14 protein-coding genes are annotated in these 17,901 nt (G+C 42.9%); all 14 read left to right on the top strand.

The genetic code is table 11. The features are described 5' to 3' along the window. Positions 1–28 precede the first annotated feature (28 nt). The 14 genes from AACM02_RS03065 to thrS all read left to right on the top strand — a co-directional run bounded on the left by AACM02_RS03065 (position 29) and on the right by thrS (position 17,869). Positions 29–1,252, top strand: coding sequence for a 3-phosphoshikimate 1-carboxyvinyltransferase (locus AACM02_RS03065; RefSeq protein WP_332455929.1), 1,224 nt, complete (start codon positions 29–31; stop codon positions 1,250–1,252). Positions 1,253–1,326: 74 nt separating this feature from the next. Beyond that, positions 1,327–1,773 (top strand): phospholipase, encoded by a 447-nt coding sequence (locus tag AACM02_RS03070; protein WP_214063405.1) that lies wholly within the window; start codon positions 1,327–1,329, stop codon positions 1,771–1,773. 8 nt (positions 1,774–1,781) lie between these two features. Next, positions 1,782–2,615, top strand: a complete 834-nt coding sequence (locus AACM02_RS03075; RefSeq protein WP_286848819.1) for a metal ABC transporter permease — start codon at positions 1,782–1,784, stop codon at positions 2,613–2,615. A gap of 476 nt (positions 2,616–3,091) precedes the next feature. After that, positions 3,092–5,023 carry a proton-conducting transporter membrane subunit gene (locus AACM02_RS03080; RefSeq protein WP_339116047.1) on the top strand — a complete coding sequence of 644 codons (1,932 nt, stop codon included), beginning with the start codon at positions 3,092–3,094 and terminating at the stop codon, positions 5,021–5,023. A gap of 1 nt (position 5,024) precedes the next feature. Next, entirely contained in the window at positions 5,025–5,930 is a 906-nt protein-coding gene (locus tag AACM02_RS03085; RefSeq protein ID WP_286848829.1) for a respiratory chain complex I subunit 1 family protein, read from the top strand. Between the two features lie 11 nt (positions 5,931–5,941). Then, on the top strand, positions 5,942–6,571 hold the full coding sequence (locus tag AACM02_RS03090; protein ID WP_286848831.1) for a hypothetical protein: 630 nt from the start codon (positions 5,942–5,944) through the stop codon (positions 6,569–6,571). A 5-nt stretch (positions 6,572–6,576) separates the two neighbouring features. Then, positions 6,577–8,001 carry a complex I subunit 5 family protein gene (locus AACM02_RS03095; RefSeq protein ID WP_286848833.1) on the top strand — a complete coding sequence of 475 codons (1,425 nt, stop codon included), beginning with the start codon at positions 6,577–6,579 and terminating at the stop codon, positions 7,999–8,001. Between the two features lie 73 nt (positions 8,002–8,074). Then, positions 8,075–9,643 carry an NADH-quinone oxidoreductase subunit C gene (locus AACM02_RS03100; RefSeq protein ID WP_339116048.1) on the top strand — a complete coding sequence of 523 codons (1,569 nt, stop codon included), beginning with the start codon at positions 8,075–8,077 and terminating at the stop codon, positions 9,641–9,643. Positions 9,644–9,659: 16 nt separating this feature from the next. Beyond that, complete coding sequence (locus AACM02_RS03105; protein ID WP_332455932.1) at positions 9,660–10,409, top strand: NADH:ubiquinone oxidoreductase; 750 nt, start codon at positions 9,660–9,662, stop codon at positions 10,407–10,409. A gap of 147 nt (positions 10,410–10,556) precedes the next feature. After that, complete coding sequence (locus tag AACM02_RS03110) at positions 10,557–11,408, top strand: carbohydrate kinase (RefSeq protein ID WP_339116049.1); 852 nt, start codon at positions 10,557–10,559, stop codon at positions 11,406–11,408. 22 nt (positions 11,409–11,430) lie between these two features. After that, positions 11,431–14,160 (top strand): hypothetical protein, encoded by a 2,730-nt coding sequence (locus tag AACM02_RS03115; protein WP_339116050.1) that lies wholly within the window; start codon positions 11,431–11,433, stop codon positions 14,158–14,160. Beyond that, a complete protein-coding gene (locus tag AACM02_RS03120) occupies positions 14,157–14,732 on the top strand; it encodes a non-canonical purine NTP diphosphatase (protein ID WP_339116051.1) in 576 nt (191 codons plus the stop codon). The genes AACM02_RS03115 and AACM02_RS03120 overlap by 4 nt, the downstream gene beginning before the upstream one ends. A gap of 40 nt (positions 14,733–14,772) precedes the next feature. After that, the gene (locus AACM02_RS03125) at positions 14,773–15,834 is read left to right on the top strand and encodes an oxidoreductase (protein ID WP_286848842.1); all 1,062 of its coding nucleotides are present in this window, start codon (positions 14,773–14,775) and stop codon (positions 15,832–15,834) included. Positions 15,835–15,916: 82 nt separating this feature from the next. Then, entirely contained in the window at positions 15,917–17,869 is a 1,953-nt protein-coding gene (gene thrS, locus AACM02_RS03130; RefSeq protein WP_286848845.1) for a threonine--tRNA ligase, read from the top strand. The last annotated feature ends 32 nt before the right edge of the window (positions 17,870–17,901 follow it).

Raw genomic sequence — 17,901 nt, forward strand, 5'->3', positions numbered from 1 at the left:
TATTTTTGCATCAAAATAGCGGCACAGCATGCAATACAAAATATATCCGCCCGAAAAGTTAAAAACAACCATCGAACTTCCGGCATCCAAGAGCATCAGCAACCGGGTTCTCATCCTGAATGCGCTTAGCTTGAATACCAACCCGGTGGAGAATCTTTCGGATTGCGAGGATACACAGGTTATTATCGATGCTTTCAACTCCGATTCAAATGTGTTTGACGTGAAAGGTGCAGGAACGGCTATGCGGTTTCTGACGGCTTTCCTGGCCGGAATGGACGGAGAGTGGATTGTTCAGGGCTCAAAACGAATGCACGAACGTCCCATTTATCCGTTGGTGGATACATTGAAGGCAATAGGAGCAGATATTGAATACCTGAAAAATGAAGGTTGTCCTCCGTTGAAAATTCGGGGAAAAAGGTTACAGGGTGGAGAGGTTTATGTCTCCGGTAGCGTCAGCTCGCAGTTTATTTCTGCGCTAATGATGGTGGCTCCCACTATGGAGAATGGATTGATCATCAATATCCGGGACGAAATTATATCGAAGCCTTATATCAGTCTGACCGCTAAACTGATGGAAGAATATGGTATTCACCTTAAATGGGAGGGGAACAGAATAAAGATCAAGCCGCAGTCTTATAAACCCGTTAGTTTTAAGGTAGAGTCGGATTGGTCGGCCGCCTCTTACTGGTACGAAATGGTAGCGCTTTGCCCTGATGCCGAGATTACCCTGCTCGGATTGAAAGAAAACAGCTATCAGGGAGATGCCAACCTGGTAAACCTTTTTAAGGACCTGGGCGTTTCAACGGAGTTTGTTTCAAACGGAGTTGTTATCCGAAAAGCAGGAAAGCCCATCAAAAAGTTTTTCCATAATTTTATCTATGAACCGGACTTAGCGCAAACTTTTGCCGCAACCTGTTGTTTTCTGCATGTGCCGTTTATTTTTTCGGGTGTTCAAAGTTTGCGTATCAAAGAAACGGACCGTATTGAAGCGCTGAAAACGGAATTGAAAAAACTGGGATTTGTCTTGCGTGAAACCGACAGCGAGATGCTGGAATGGGACGGTGAACGTTGCTTTGTTGAAGAGAACGCGGTTATGGACACGTACGACGATCACCGGATGGCGATGTCGTTGTCATCGGCAGCTATTCTGTTTAAGTCATTAACAATGAATGATCCGCATGTTGTCAGCAAGTCGTACCCGAACTTCTGGGACGACCTCAGAAAAGCAGGGTTCCGTATCGAAGAGGTTTGACATACCGATTGACTGATAACTCTATACTTTTTTGTCTGTCTGTTTTGGTTATAAAATTCTTTAATCTTTAAAAAATGACAAGTTTATATATATTACTCGGAATTATCGTGTTCTTTCTCATGGCGTTGTATATTTCCAATACAATACAACGCAAAAAGGGGAACACACAGGAACGTAAAACGCCTCTCCCGTCGATAGACGTAAGGACAAAACAGGAAAAAGAAAGCGGATGTTGCGGTATGCATGAGGTTTGCGAGAAAGACAGCCTTATCGCTGCTTTCCGGGAGGAACCCGAATATTTTGATGATGAAGAGCTCGACCGTTTTCATTTTCGGGAATCCGGTAGTTATTCCGATAAGGAGGTGGAGGAGTTTCGCGAAGTATTCTACACTATTGTGGATGAAGAGAAGCCGCGATGGGTACGCAGCCTGCAGCTACGCGGAATCGCTGTCCCCGATCAGATAAAAGACGAAATTGTGCTTGTTGTCAGTGATTTACGCGAAGCAAAAATGCATGCTTGACCCCACCCATGGATATCATTGAATTACTGGATTATGCTTTTTTTCGGAATGCATTGCTGGGAAGTTTTTTTGCAAGCATTGCGTGTGGTATTATAGGCACCTATGTGGTTACGCGCCGGTTGGTTTTTATCAGCGGGGGAATCACGCATGCTTCGTTTGGCGGACTGGGTATAGGTTTTTATTTCGGACTGAATCCCATCTTTTCGGCGATGATATTCTCGGTGTTTTCTGCATTCGGTATTCAATGGTTATCGCGAAAACAAGGTGTTCGGGAAGATTCTGCCATCGCTGTTTTCTGGTCGTTGGGAATGGCGGTAGGAATTATGCTTACATTTCTCACGCCGGGATATGCTCCCAACTTATCTGAATATCTTTTTGGAAATATCCTCACCATTACCCGAACAGATATTGTTTCTCTCGCCATACTTACTTCTGTCCTTTTTCTGTTTTTCGCAGTCAATTACCATGCCATTGTATCGGTATCATTCGATACGCAATTTGCCCAGACCCGGAGGGTTAATACCCGGTTTATAGAATACGCGATGATGCTTTTTGTTGCCGTCACCATTGTTCTAAGCATTCGGTTGGTCGGCATCGTGCTGTTGATGTCGCTCATTACTGTTCCCCAGATGACAGCCAATCTTTTTACTGTGAATTATTCCCGGATCATTTACCTTTCCGTAGGAGTCAGTTTTGTTGCCTGCGTTGTAGGATTGTTATTGTCATATTACCTGAATGTGCCGTCGGGAGCGTTTATCATTTTCGTTTTGATCGTGATGTTTTTTGCGGGAAAAATAGTGAAAATATGGAATCCCGGTTCAAGTAAGCAATCTTCAGCTTAAAAACAAGCAATTTTATTTTTTCTGGTATTTCTTTTGTCTAAACCATTTATTTTTTATAATATGACTTTAAAAAACTTATTGCTAGCTCAACTATTCTTGCATTTATTTTGTATAATCATCGATGTGTAATTTTTTCTGTGTGCCAACCGAATAATGTACATGTTAATTTTACTGTGGAATTCGAACAAGCGTGTACTTCGATAATAATGATTGGCCTTCTGTACACAATCGCTTCTTATGGATTTGCTTTTAATCGAAAGGGGTTGCTTTTCAAAAAATGACAATATATGGGGTGTCGTATAATGATTTTATGCAGTATCCGCGTATTTAATAGAATAGATGTTTAGTTGTTAGGGATACTTTTCAATGGATAAATGGAAAAATTCTTAGTAGAGTTGTTAAATCTAATTGCGATAGGAGCAATTTTATGTTTTCCTCTTTTTAAAACAAAAGGAAAGGGTATACTTGCCGTTAGTGTGATAACAATACAGGTGATTATTGCATCTGTGGTAGCAATTTCTGTATTTAACAATGGATTGATTGAATTTTATTATCGCGGTTCATGGGTTACGGGAGAGATACCGGTAAGGATTGATTATTTATCGGCTTGGTTTGTGCTGATAATCAGTTTTACTTTCGCAACAGGAGCCTGGTATGGTATCAGGTACATGATGGCTTATAAGAGTCAGTCAGGTAATTTAGCCTCTCATGCTGCTGCTTACTTGCTGGCATATACTGCATTGGTTGATATCTGCCTGGTTCAGAACGGCCTTGTGTTTCTTATTTTGTGGGAGGTTATGGCGCTGAGTTCTTTCGTTCTGGTAATTTTTGAACATTATAAGATCAGGACCTTGAAGGCTGGAATTAATTTCCTGATACAATCACATGTTTCTATTTTGTTTCTAACCATTGCCATTATGATGGTAAAGGTTAATACAGGTACTTTTGATTTCGCTGCTATCTCTTCTTCAACCTATACCCAACCGGCTGCTATTGCTGTTGGATTATTTATCTTTTTCTTTTGTGGATTTGCTATCAAAGCGGGGTTTGTGCCGTTTCATACCTGGTTGCCCCTAGCACATCCGGCTGCTCCTGCACATGTTTCAGGTGTAATGTCGGGAGTAATTATCAAGATTGGTATATACGGGATACTGAGGATGGTATTGTTAATAAAATGTGACATGGTTTTTATAGGCTATTTTATTTTGTTCATCTCAGTCATGACAGGTGTATATGGAGTGATGTTAGCTATAGTGCAGCATAACCTGAAACGGTTGCTGGCCTATCACAGTATTGAGAATATCGGGATTATTGGTATAGGTATAGGGTTGGGTTGCCTGGGTATTGGATACAATAATCCGCTATTAGTAGCCAGTGGGTTCGGAGGTGGGTTATTGCATGTACTCAATCATTCGTTATTTAAGTCCTTGTTGTTTTACGTTTCAGGTAATGTATACCAGGCGACTCACAATCTGGAAATAGATACCTTGGGTGGGCTTATCCGAAAGATGCCGCACTCTGGATATTTATTTTTAATTGCTTCATTGGCAATATGTGGATTACCCCCTTTTAATGGATTTGTATCCGAGTTTTTTATTTATAATGGCCTGTTCAATGGGTTGATATCCAATAATTTTTTGTTTATACTTTTTATACTTTTTGCGATTTTGGGGTTGGTGTTGATTGGTGGCTTGGCATTGATTTGCTTTACAAAAGCATTTGGAGTAGTGTTCCTTGGCAATCCGCGTTCATCAAGGCCTTTAGCTCCGGTTAATGAAAGTTTCATTAAAGCCGCACCGCTATATCTTATTGCCTTGTTTATACTTATTATTGGCGTATTTCCTGTTTTGTTTGGACCCATGCTTATTAAAACAGTGTGCTTATTCCTCCCGGGGTCAGGAACTCAGGCGACACTTGAATTAAGCAATACGTTACAGAGCCTGACCGCGATAGGATGGTACTCGTTAGGTTTTATTGGGTTAACCGCGTTGCTTTATTTTATAAGGAAACTGGTTACCGCAAAACGCAGCCAGGCTTCTGACGTTACCTGGGGGTGTGGTTATACCGGAAGTGCTGAAAAAACACAGTACACCGCTTCTTCATTTGTCAGAACCTATCGTAAACTCGCAGAGCCTGTTTTGATGATTAAACGAAAGAAGAACGAAGCTGCCGGGTTGTATCCGAACAGAATAAGCCAGGCAACACACCCATATGATAAAATAGAATATTGGTTAATTGATAAACCGTTGTTGTTTATAAGGAGTTTCCTGAAACGTTTTACATTTCTGCAAAACGGCCATATTCAGGCATATATTTTATACGGCTTTGTTTTTGTAGGACTCACAATCTTGTTACCTGTGATCGTAGAAAAGATCATTGAACTGGTAAATTTCTTAAATCAATTATAGGATGGTAAGTGTCATTTTAATCATATTCGCCAGTATCTTTTTTGTTGGGATAGTAACCCGAACAAAGAGCATAGCTTCAGGACGCAAGGGCCCGGGTATTATGCAGAATATGAAAGATATAATTAGACTATTGAAAAAGGGAAGTGTCTATAGCAAAACAACCAGCTTTATATTTCAGATCGCTCCAACTGTTTACTTGGCCTCTGTATTGATGGCTATATTAATGCTGCCGCATGGTGTTCATCCGGGTGTTATTTCTTTTAGCGGTGACTTTGTGATGTTCGCTTATCTGTTGGCGTTAGGTAAATTTCTGATCATAGTTTCGGCTCTTGATACGGGAAGTAGCTTTGAAGGAATGGGGGCAAGCCGTGAAGCACTGTTCGCCATGCTTGCGGAGCCTGCGTTCTTTATATTAATGGGTTCTTTTGCTTTATTTACAGGCCATACATCATTCAGTAGCATCTTTAATGCACTTGATTTTGGTTCATATATCTCTTATATGTTAGGGGGATTGGCCACATTTGTGCTGGTAATGATTGCTATGATTGAAAATAGCAGAATGCCTTTTGATGACCCTAAGACTCACCTGGAGCTGACGATGATACATGAGGTGATGGTGCTTGATAATAGCGGATTTGACCTGGGCGTAATTACTTTTACTACTAATTTAAAATTTGCTATGTATGGTGCCATTATCTCAAATTTCTTTATTGGAGCCTTGCCATTGATTCTTTCTATTCCATTATTTATGCTGATTCAGTTTTGTTTCGCCGTGACAGTGGGTGTTATTGAATCTTTTATTGCACGATATAGGATGAGCCATAATCCTGAATTTATTTTTATACTGACCTCATTATCCTTATTGATATTTTTCGGGGTATTGCTGATCCTTGGTAAATTTATGTAAACCGATTGATTATGACAGATATATTATTAATTGCATTGGCCATGACACTGCTCTACATGAGTATTGCTGATCGGTTACAGACCTATCTGTATATACTGGTTTTGCAGGGTTTGATCCTTTTTGGAACTACTTACCTGACTCTTACCGATGTAAGTACCTTAAACCTTCTGTTGGTTTTGCTTGAAACCATTGTTTTTAAAGCCATTGCCGTACCCTGGTTTATGAATTACCTGATTAAACGTAATAAAATTACCCGCGTAACAGAACCCTATCTTCCTAATTTTGTGTCATTAATTATTGTTACGCTGATTATTGTATCAACAATTATTCTCTCGGGTTCAATAGAGGATAAGAATCTTGATAAAACATTCTTTGTTGTGGCATTATCAACCCTATTCACGGGTCTGTATTTAGTTGTCTCCAGGAAAAAGATTATCTCACATGTTGTAGGATACCTTGTTATTGAAAACGGGGTTTTTGTTCTTTCTCTGGCTATTGGAAATGAGATGCCTATGTTGCTAAATCTTGGAATTATGCTTGATATTTTTGCAAGTGTACTTATACTGGGAGTTTTCTTCAATAAAATTGGAGACGTAATCCGTGATCCGGATGTAAACCTGTTGACTAACTTAAAAGATTAAAAACAATGACAGGTATTTTTTTATCCGGAGCTGTATTGGTAAGTATCGGTTTAATCCTTAACAGGAATGCAGTAGTCAATTATTTATTGGTTGTTGGTTATCTGGCATTACTTATAACGACAACAGTCTACGAGTATATTAATCAGGGAATAACCCAATTGGTTTATTTTACTTCTGATTCGTTGGGTCTATTAATGCTGATAGCTATGACTATTGTCAGCATCCCTGCTTTTTATTATGGATATCGTTTTATAGCAACCCGTAATGATGCTCCTCATGCAAGAGGGCTATTCTTTGCTGCCATGGTGATGCTGATTACATCATGTTGCATGGCATATCTATCAAACCACATTGCTGTTACCTGGATATTTGTGGAAATTACTACGCTGAGCGCTTCGGTGCTGATTTATCATAACCGGAGTATGCGTGCGCTTGAGGGAGTATGGAAATATGTATTCCTTTGCGCCATCAGTATCACATTTATCTATATTGGTATTTTGTTTTTGAGTTTGTCCCTCAAATCGGCAGGTGTTGGGGAGATGTCATTTAAAGTACTGTATGAGAATCATCACAACCTGAATGTTTTCTGGCTTAAGCTTGCATTCCTCTTTATCTTCACGGGATTTACAGCAAAGATGGGGCTTGTGCCTATGTACACGGCAGGCATTGATGCAAAAGACAAAGCTCCGGCGCCTGCAGGGGCTTTGTTGGCAAGTGTATTGATGAATGTTGGCTTTGTTGGCATATATCGCGTTTATGCTATAGTAGCCCATACCCCGTTGAAAGGATGGGCAAATTCTGTTATCATTATTGTAGGCTTGCTTTCGGTTTTTGTGGCAGCTGTTTACATGACCCGAATAAAAAATATAAAGCGTTTATTTGCTTATTCCGGTATTGAACACATGGGATTGGTTGTGCTGGGGCTGGCAGCAGGAGGGGTAGGCGTGTACGCTGCAATTTTACATATTATATTGCATACTTTTATTAAACCTACACTGTTTTTTCAGTTTAACCAGATATACACCATTTACCAAAGCAAGAGTGTTTATGATTTGGGAAATTATTTCAGGTATTATAAAACCGGAGCATTTGTAGTGCTTTTAGGATTCCTTTCCGCTACTGCAATGCCTCCGTCAGGGCTGTTTGTTAGCGAGTTTATGATTTTTCAGTCACTGTTTCAATCGCATTATGTGGTTTTACTGGTTGTTGTATTGCTACTCCTTACATTGATAATCTGGGGTTTTGGTGTAAATATATTTAAACTTTTATTTACTCCTACTGGACAAATTAACGAGGACAAGTTGCCTTACATCAGCCCATGGGAGTCTTTACCGCAGTTTGTTTTGTTAGCGCTGTCGGTTTATCTGGCCTATAATCCTCCGGCTGAATTTGTTGTTTTAATTCAGGAATCGGTAAAACTAGTTCAGTAATCATGATTAAATTTATGAATGATTTAAGTTTCGGGTACATCCACTCAATGAGCAGATAACTGAATATAAAATTATGAAATATATTTCCATATCCAACAATCAGGCTGTCAGCCTTGATTCTATTCCGGAACTTCCTTATGAGGAGTTCCTGGAAAGTAATATCGGTATGTTGACTGATTCTCCTGAAAGACATTGCGTAAATTATTTTGGTTTCTGGACGGGAGTTTATTCATCTGGTGGGCCGGTTGAAGATCAGTATGATGAAAATAAAAATAGAAAAGAATACAGCGAAAATGTTAAGCTGATATGTTGTATCGCTGACGACAAGACACACCAGATTTACGTATCATCAGCTACGGTTGCCCCTGAAGTTGTTTATGAGTCATTCACAGCCAGAAATCATAACTTCGAGAAGTATGAGAGGGAAATGCATGAAGCCTTCGGGATTCAATACAATAATCATCCGTGGCTCAAACCGGTCAGGTATTCACACGATAGAGCCGATAAGGCTGAAACAATTGAGAACTACCCCTTCTTTGGCGCAGACAGCCATGAGCTTCATGAGGTAGGGGTTGGGCCCATACATGCAGGTATCATTGAACCGGGGCATTTCCGCTTTATATGTAATGGTGAACAGATTATGCATCTTGAAATCCAACTTGGATACCAGCACAGGGGGATAGAACAATTGTTCCTGCAAAAAAAGAAATTGGCTGAACTGACCACCCTGGCAGAGAATATTGCCGGTGATACCACAGTAGGCCATACTATTGCGTTTGTGAATTTATGGGAGAGTTTGTGTGGTTATAAACCCGGCCGCTCGCTTCATTTCTCGAGAACACTCGCATTGGAATTGGAGCGGATTGCTATTCATACCGGTGATATGTCTGCTGTTTGTGCTGATATCGGTTATCAACTTGGAAACTCCGTATATGGCAGATTACGCACACCAATTATTAATTTCCTGCAGGAGTGGGGAGGCAATCGTTTAGCAAAAGGATTGATACGCGCTGGGAGGACAAATTTTCCGTTTTCCCGGAAATTGGGTGCGAGATTAGCTTCAATACTGGATGAATTTGAGCTGGACTTTAATGAGATGACGAGTAAATTCTTTAAACTGCCATCAGCCTTGTCACGTCTCGAGAAAACAGGAGTTGTAACTTATGGACAGGTTCTTGAGATCGGGACTGTGGGCATGGCTGCACGAATGAGTGGTTTGAACAGAGATATCCGTTCCTCGCACCCTTTTAACCTGTTTGGAGAGGGATTTACCCACGAACCGGTAATCAAACACCACGGTGATGTTTATGCCCGTGTCAGGCTCAGAAGAGACGAGATACATCAGTCAATCGGCTATATCAGAAAGATGATAGCTGATATCCCCGAGTTCACAGAGGTAGCCGATGTTAAGTTGAACCCGCAAAGGAATATGTTCATCCTTTCGCTGGTTGAGGGGTGGCGGGGCGAAATTTGTCACTGTGCCATTACGGATAATGAGGGGAGCCTTGGCCTGTATAAGATTAAGGACCCTTCTTTTCACAACTGGATGGCACTGGCCCAGGCTGTCAGGAATAATGGGATATCAGATTTTCCGATTTGTAATAAGAGCTTCAATTTGTCGTATTGCGGACATGATCTGTAAGTTAAACCGGTAAATTATGTTTGAAAATATAAAAATATGGTGGCATCAGGGAAAACAGTATATTCCCGACGTTACGAATGCTAAATTACCCGGGATATTCAGGGGAAGGCCAGTTATAACAAGATCTGGGGTTGATGAGGCTGCCCTGGTAGAGTTGTGTCCTACCGGAGCGATTACCGGAAATCCGGTTTGTATTGACTTGGGTAAATGCACTTTTTGTGGCGAATGTGCTTTCAGGTTTCCCGAAAAGATATCTTTCACCAGTGACTATAAGCTGTCTGCAAACGTTAGAGAACACTTGGTTGTTAAAGAAGGGGACGATAAAGGTATTGTGGTTGAACCTTCAAAAGTGAGAAAAGGGGTGCGCTCTTTATTTGGACAATCACTAAAACTAAGGCAGGTGTCGGCGGGAGGAGACAATAGTTGTGAGTTGGAGCTGAATGCGTGCAATAATGTGCAGTTTGATATGAGCCGGTTTGGTATTGACTTTGTTGCATCACCCCGTCATGCCGACGGAGTGGTGATTACCGGGCCAATTACTGCAAACATGGCCGGTCCACTGGAAATCTGCTACAACGCTGTTCCTGATCCAAAAATTGTTATTCTTGTGGGTACTGATGCCATTAGTGGAGGGATTTTTGCTGACAGCCCGGCTCTTGACAGGGATTTTCTGACAAAATATCCTGTCGATCTTTACGTGCCCGGCAATCCAGCCCATCCGCTGACGTTTATTAACGGTGTCCTGGATATGTTGAAGAAGCAATAGAATGTTTGTTTGTCAATGAAGAAGAGAGACCATTGATGAAAGATGGAATACTAAACGCTGCTTCGATACTTTTTTGTATTTTTGGAGAGTAAAAATTGCATCAGTGAGTTGAATCTTCGTTTGGGAATAACTTGACAAACAGAAAATATGATTAATAAACCCATTATTATCGGTATAGGAGAGCTCTTGTGGGACATGCTTCCCACAGGAAAGAAAGTAGGGGGCGCACCCGTAAACTTTGCGTACCACGCTTCCCGCCTGGGTGCGGCAGGTTATGCGGTCAGCGCGGTGGGAAAGGATGCGCTGGGTGATGAAATCATACAGGAAATCGATAAGGTTAATATCAACCCTGTCATTGAAAGGGTTAACTATCCGACAGGAACTGTAGGGGTTGAACTCAACGAGGGTATTCCTGCCTATACGATCAATGAAGGTGTCGCATGGGATTATATTCCTCTCACCGAAGCGATGAAACAGTTGGCCAAACGTGCCGACGCCGTGTGTTTCGGGACATTGGCCCAGCGGTCGGAAGTATCTCGCAACACCATACAAGCATTGCTTTCCTGCGTCCCTGTAGATTCTTACCGCATTCTTGATATTAACATCCGCCAGCATTATTATTCGGAGAAGGTCATTACGGATTCGTTGAGAAGTTCTAACGTGTTTAAAATGAACGATGAAGAACTGATTTTATTGAAAAAGTTGTTTAAAAAACAGCCATTTACAGATGAAGAGGTTTGTCATTGGTTTTTAAAAGAGTTTAATCTTAAGTTTTTAATCCTTACCGCCGGAGCCAACTACAGCATCATTTACAAGCCAGAAGGCCTATCATACATAAAGACGCCGGTAGTAAACGTGGTAGATACCGTAGGGGCTGGCGATTCGTTTACCGGTGCGTTTATATCGTCCATACTTGATGGAAAATCAGCTTCAGATGCTCATCAGACCGCTGTGGATAGAGCTGCCTATGTGTGTTCTCAGGCAGGGGCATGGGTGTAAAATGTTATTCCCTATTCTCAATATGCACGCATATTTAAAACATATTGCAGCAGGAATGTTTATCGTTCTTCTGTGTACCGGATGTTCCTCCAAAAGGAATACGCCCGCTACACGTGCCTGGCATGAGCTTACCACACGGTACAATATCTATTTTAATGCGGAAGAAGCATACAACGAGGCCTTAAAATCAATCACTGAAAGTCATATTGACAATTATCAGACATGGTTACCCATGTATCCCAATAGTGCTGATCCAAACGATACTGTGGTTAAGCAACCGGGGGGCCCTTTCGACAGGATAGTTGAAAAAATGACGACAGCTATCCAGGAGCATTCCATCACGGCAAAACCGCGACGTGACCCCGCCCAACCCAACACGCAGGAATACCGCGACTGGCTTCGGCAAAACGAATTCAACCCGTTTATCGACCGGGCATGGCTCCTGATGGGAAAGGCGCACGTGCAGAACAAGGATTATACCGAAGCAATTTCCGTACTGTCTTATACGGTACGGCTTTTTGCCTATGATATTGATGTGGTTTCCGAAGCGCAAATCTGGATGATGCGGGCTTATACAGAAATGGGATGGTTTTCGGATGCCGAAGGCCTTGCGTTGACGTTGCAAGTGCGAAGATTACCCAAGGATCTGCACGATAAATTCACGGAGTTTTATGCTTTTCTATTGATTCGCCAAGAAAAATACCGCGATGCCATTCCGTTTCTTATACAAACCGTCAAGAGCGAAAAAAGCGGAATCCAGAAAAGACGCCTGCAGTTTTTGCTCGGACAGGTTTATGCGCATCTGGGCGAACGCGAAAATGCGTACAACGCTTTTGAACAAATAAAAAAATTAAGTACACCTTACGATGAAGTATTTAACGCCCTCGTAGCACAGTCGCAAGTAGCCACTGGAGACGGAGAGATTATAGGTGAGTTGCAGAAGATGGCCGAAAACAAGAAAAACAGTACTTACCTCGATCGGATCTATGCGGCTATTGGAGACGTTTACTTGTCGCGAAACAATGTCGAAAAAGCCATTGAGAACTACCTGCTTGCGGAGGCAAAAAGTGTAAGAAACGGTGTTGAAAAAGCGTTGACGCAAGTGACACTGGGCGATATTTACTTTGAACGTAAAGATTTTTTGAAAGCGGAACCGCGGTATTCCCAGGCGTTGGGTGCTTTACCCCGGAGTAGCGGAAATTATGCGCGGGTGGAGTTTCGGACGGATGTGCTGGGTGAATTAGTTCCGCATATGGAGGTGCTTGCAAGGCAGGACAGTTTGCGGCAACTGGCAGTCCAGCCGGATGAGTCCGATAAGATTATTGAAGGAGAGTTGTTTCGTATCGGAAGTATTGCGAAAGACAGGTTGGGGGATTTTGAGTTTGCCGTTGAGGTTTACAACCGCCACTTAACGGATTTTCCGGAAAGCATCCGGCGAAAAGAGGTTTATCACCAGCTTTACCAGCTTTACCTGAGAATGGGAAACCGGGCAATGGCTAAAAGCTTAAGGGACAAAATAATTTCTGAATTTCCCCAAAGTGAATATGCTGCGGCCATGAGTGACCCGGATTACGAACATGTCGTGCGTAACTATGCCCGGGTTCAGGATTCGCTTTACCAACAGACGTATCTGGCATACCGGCAAGGCCAGGTGGAAACGGTTCAGGGAAATTTCAAGCGGGCACAAAAACTGTTCTTCAACGGACACCTGATGCCGAAATTTATGTTGCTGAACGCTTTATCGTTGGCACAATCGGGTAATCCGGAACAGTTGAATACTGCTTTAAGCGAGCTCATTCAAAAACATCCAGGTACCGAAGAAACGAAAATGGCTCAACAAATCCTGGCGGGTCTTTCGGAAGGGAAAACGCTAGTTGCAAATGTACAACCCTTTTCGGGAATCGATTGGGAAAGCCACATTGTGGCAGGTAATGCCGCAGATTCCGTTTGTTTTGAAAAGGAGAAAAACCTCCCCCACAGTTTATTGCTTCTGTTCTCACCAAACTCGCTCCGTAAAAATGAGTTGCTCTTTGCTGTTTCCGATTTCAATTTCTCCAATTTCCAGATCCGGTCTTTCCACACGGATTATACCTACGTCTCTCCGTACGAGGCGCTTCAGATTAAACCGTTCCGTTCGTTTGAAGAGGCCGGCCGATACGCCAGCATGCTTGCAGGAGATTCCATTTTTCGGCAAAATATCACCACCGGTATTGTTCCGTTAGTTATTTCCGATAAAAACATGGAAATTCTTCGGGACGGAGAACCGTTGGGAAATTATATATCTTTCGTTACTAATGAGTTAAGTGATGGCCTGTCTGACTCTATTCCGCTTATTGTTTCGGTGAAAATACCGCAGACGATTACGGAAACAGAAAAAAACGTACCTTTGGAACCTGAAAAAACCGGTAAACCAGATATTTCTTCAAAGAAGCCAACACCTAAACAATCCGAACGGCTGACTGATGAGCAACGCCTGGAAGAATTGGAAAGAAAGGCGGAAGAAGCGCTTCGGCAAACCGGTGACGTTTTCTCGAAAAGAGACAGGGAGAGGATATTGAAAGAGCGTGAGGAAGCTCGTAAAGAGTGGATAAAACAACGTGAACGGGATTTGAAACAAAGGGAAAAAGTCCGAAAAGAAATTCTGAAGCAACGCGAGCGTGAGCGCAAGCAAAAATTGAAAGAGCAGGAGCGGTTGCGCAAAGAAAAATTAAAAGAGCGCGAACGTATCGTGCAACAAAGAAACGAAAAATGAAAATTGTATTCGCCACCAACAACAAGCACAAACTCCATGAGATCCGAAAGATAACCGCTGGCAGCATGGAGATTTTAAGTCTGTCGGAAATCAACTGTCACGAAGAAATCCCTGAGACAGGAGCGACCCTCGAAGAGAATGCATTGATGAAGGCGCAGTTTATAAAGGATAAGTTTGGCTTCGATTGCTTTGCCGATGATACCGGACTGGAAGTGGATGCATTGGACGGAGCGCCCGGTGTTTATTCGTCGCGATATGCCGGCGAAGCTTGTGACCCGCAGGATAATATGGATAAAATCTTGCGTGTGTTGCAGGGAGAAAGAAACAGAAATGCCCGGTTCAGAACTGTTATTGTCCTGTTGTTGAATGGGGAGAGGCATTTCTTCGAAGGCGAAATAAAAGGTCAGATTATAGAAGAAAAACGCGGGACAGCCGGGTTTGGGTATGATCCGGTCTTTCTCCCGGACGGTTACAAACAAACATTTGCAGAGCTGGGAGATGACGAAAAAAACAAAATCAGCCACAGGGCTATAGCTACCCGCAAACTGGTGGAGTTTCTTTTGTCGAATTAATTAATTACCTTTGAATAACCAACGACTTAAACCGACAAACATGACAACTATCATTCGCACAGGCATTATCGGATACGGACTATCCGGAAGAGTTTTCCACGCACCGTTTGTAGATGTAGTGGACGGTTACGAACTCACCAAAATCAGTACACGTAAGCCCGACAGTATCAGTATGATCAACAAGAGGTATCCATCAACGGTTATTGTTCCTGATGGGCAGGATATTATCGATGATCCCGATATCGATTTGGCTATCGTGACATCGCCCAATACCGACCATTTCCGTTGGGCAAAGGCGGCTTTGCTTGTGGGTAAGCATGTCCTGGTGGAAAAGCCGTTTACCGTGACGGTCGCCGAAGCCGACGAATTAATCGAGTTGGCGAAAAAACAGGGCAAGGTGCTAACCGTCTATCACAATCGCCGTTTTACCAGCGACACCAAAACGGTAAGGAAATTGCTCGACAGCGGATTACTGGGTGAAGTGCGCGATTACGCGTCACACTTCGACCGTTATCGCCCGGAGCCCCGTCCTTTCGGAGCTTGGAGGGAAAAACCACTTCCCGGGTCGGGAATTTTTTACGACTTGGGTGCGCACCTTATCGATCAGGCTCTTTGGTTTTTCGGGATGCCCGAGGCAGTTACTGCTGAAATAAATTCGCAACGCCCCTGGGCAAAAGCCGATGATCATTTTGACGTGAGGTTGCATTATCCTGCTTTTACCGCTACGTTGAAATCGGGGATGCTTTGTAAAATTCCGGGGCCGACATACATGATCCACGGGACGAACGGTTCGTTTGTGAAATACGGATTGGATGTGCAGGAGGCAACCCTCGACGGGGGAGCTATTCCCGAAGGAAAAAACTGGGGGCGCGAACCTGAGGAAATCTGGGGTACGGTGAATGCGGAATACAAAGGCATTAAAATTCAGGGAAAACTAGAAAGTGAGCACGGTGATTACCGGGAGTATTTCATGAATCTTCGCGATGCTATTTGGGGAAAAGCAGCGATTGCCGTAAAACCCGAGGAGGCCCGCAACGTAATGAGGATTATTGAGTTGTCATTTCGAAGCAGTGAGGAAAGGCGAACGATAAGCGTAAAATAAAAAAAAATAAGTACGCTATAATCCACAAAATCATTACATTTGCAGTTCGAAAAAAAAATTGGAAGAAAACGATATACACGCTATGATAAAAATTACATTTCCCGATAATTCGGTTCGGGAATACGAAGAAGGAATTACAGGATTACAAATTGCAGAGAGTATTAGTTCACGACTGGCCCAAGAAGTCCTGGCGGCAAGCGTAAACGGTGAAACGTGGGATCTAACCCGACCCATCAGTGAAGATGCTGCCATTCAATTGCTCAAGTGGGAGGATACCGAAGGTAAACATGCCTATTGGCACTCGTCGGCGCACTTGATGGCAGAAGCGCTGCAGGCACTTTATCCAGGCATTAAATTCGGCATCGGGCCGGCCATCGAAAACGGATTTTATTACGATGTTGATCCGGGAGAGGGCGTATCCATTAAAGAATCTGATTTTCCCGCTATCGAAAAGAAAATGATGGAACTTATCGCGGCCAAGGAAGAGATCAGGCGAAAAAATATATCGAAAGCTGATGCCATTAAAATGTTCTCCGACCGCAATGAGAACTACAAAGTGGAACTTATCAGTGAACTGGAAGACGGAACCATAACCACATATACTCAGGGGGATTTTACCGATTTATGTCGTGGCCCGCATTTACCCAATACCTCGTACATAAAGTCAGTAAAAGTGTTGAGCGTAGCAGGAGCATATTGGCGTGGCGATGAAAAGCGCCCGCAACTGACGCGTCTGTACGGAATCACTTTCCCGAAAAAAAAGATGCTGGACGAGTATCTTGAGATGATTGAAGAGGCTAAAAAACGTGATCACCGTAAAATCGGAAAAGAACTTGAACTTTTCACCTTCTCTCAAGTTGTCGGAGCTGGACTGCCGTTATGGCTTCCAAAAGGAACTCAACTCCGGTTGAAACTGGAAGAATTTCTAAAAAAAATTCAACAACAATTCGAATACGAACAGGTTATCACGCCTCATATCGGGGGAAAACAGCTCTACGTGACATCGGGGCACTATGCCAAATACGGTAAGGATTCGTTTCAACCCATTCGTACCCCCGAAGAAGATGAGGAGTTTCTGCTAAAACCGATGAACTGTCCGCATCACTGTGAGATATACAAGGCTTTCCCGCGTTCTTACAAAGATTTACCGCTTCGCCTTGCTGAATTCGGCACGGTGTATCGCTACGAGCAAAGCGGTGAATTACACGGGCTCACACGGGTTCGAGGCTTTACACAGGATGACGCGCACATTTTCTGTATGCCCGAACAGGTAAAAGACGAATTCCTGAAAGTGATGGACATTATTTTCATTATCTTCAAGGCGTTGGATTTCAAGGATTTTGAAGCTCAGATCTCCTTGCGGGATCCCGAAAACAAAGAAAAATATATTGGCACAGACGAGAATTGGGATAAAGCGGAACGCGCTATCCTGGAAGCTTGTGAAGAAAAAGGAATGAAAGCGCGGGTGGAGCTCGGAGAGGCTGCCTTCTATGGGCCAAAACTCGATTTTATGGTGAAAGATGCCCTTGGCCGGCGCTGGCAATTAGGAACCATTCAGGTGGATTATAACCTGCCAGACAGGTTTGAACTGGAATATACCGGAGCGGATAACCAGAAACATCGCCCGGTAATGATTCACCGTGCGCCGTTTGGTTCCATGGAGCGTTTTGTGGCTGTACTTATTGAGCATACTGCCGGAAAGTTCCCACTGTGGTTGACGCCGACTCAAGTGGTAATCCTTCCTGTGAGCGAGAAATTTAACGATTACGCCTATTCTGTCGCTCGAACATTAAAGATGCAGGATATCCGTGCTGAAGTGGATGACCGGAATGAAAAAGTGGGCAGGAAAATCCGGGACAACGAGCTTAGACGCACCCCATATCTATTGATTGTGGGTGAGAAAGAGGCAGAAAATGAAGAAGTTTCGGTAAGAAAACAAGGCGGAATTGATCAAGGTTCAGAAAAATTAACTACTTTTGCACACAGAATAAAACAGGAGGTGGATGAAATGATGAATCCACAGGTAAATATTTAATTCATTTTCGACAATCTAAAAAGTACTAACAT

The organism is Petrimonas sp. (assembly GCF_963921705.1).
Taxonomy (GTDB): domain Bacteria; phylum Bacteroidota; class Bacteroidia; order Bacteroidales; family Dysgonomonadaceae; genus Petrimonas; species Petrimonas sulfuriphila.

What these genes read in the sequence shown, in the direction of transcription:
- AACM02_RS03070 (WP_214063405.1), top strand. Translation starts at nt 1,327, where the DNA reads ATGACAAGTTTATATATATTACTCGGAATTATCGTGTTCTTTCTCATG.
- AACM02_RS03115 (WP_339116050.1), top strand. Translation starts at nt 11,431, where the DNA reads ATGCACGCATATTTAAAACATATTGCAGCAGGAATGTTTATCGTTCTT.
- AACM02_RS03110 (WP_339116049.1), top strand. Translation starts at nt 10,557, where the DNA reads ATGATTAATAAACCCATTATTATCGGTATAGGAGAGCTCTTGTGGGAC.
- AACM02_RS03065 (WP_332455929.1), top strand. Translation starts at nt 29, where the DNA reads ATGCAATACAAAATATATCCGCCCGAAAAGTTAAAAACAACCATCGAA.
- thrS (WP_286848845.1), top strand. Translation starts at nt 15,917, where the DNA reads ATGATAAAAATTACATTTCCCGATAATTCGGTTCGGGAATACGAAGAA.
- AACM02_RS03095 (WP_286848833.1), top strand. Translation starts at nt 6,577, where the DNA reads ATGACAGGTATTTTTTTATCCGGAGCTGTATTGGTAAGTATCGGTTTA.
- AACM02_RS03120 (WP_339116051.1), top strand. Translation starts at nt 14,157, where the DNA reads ATGAAAATTGTATTCGCCACCAACAACAAGCACAAACTCCATGAGATC.
- AACM02_RS03100 (WP_339116048.1), top strand. Translation starts at nt 8,075, where the DNA reads ATGAAATATATTTCCATATCCAACAATCAGGCTGTCAGCCTTGATTCT.
- AACM02_RS03085 (WP_286848829.1), top strand. Translation starts at nt 5,025, where the DNA reads ATGGTAAGTGTCATTTTAATCATATTCGCCAGTATCTTTTTTGTTGGG.
- AACM02_RS03090 (WP_286848831.1), top strand. Translation starts at nt 5,942, where the DNA reads ATGACAGATATATTATTAATTGCATTGGCCATGACACTGCTCTACATG.
- AACM02_RS03075 (WP_286848819.1), top strand. Translation starts at nt 1,782, where the DNA reads ATGGATATCATTGAATTACTGGATTATGCTTTTTTTCGGAATGCATTG.
- AACM02_RS03105 (WP_332455932.1), top strand. Translation starts at nt 9,660, where the DNA reads ATGTTTGAAAATATAAAAATATGGTGGCATCAGGGAAAACAGTATATT.
- AACM02_RS03125 (WP_286848842.1), top strand. Translation starts at nt 14,773, where the DNA reads ATGACAACTATCATTCGCACAGGCATTATCGGATACGGACTATCCGGA.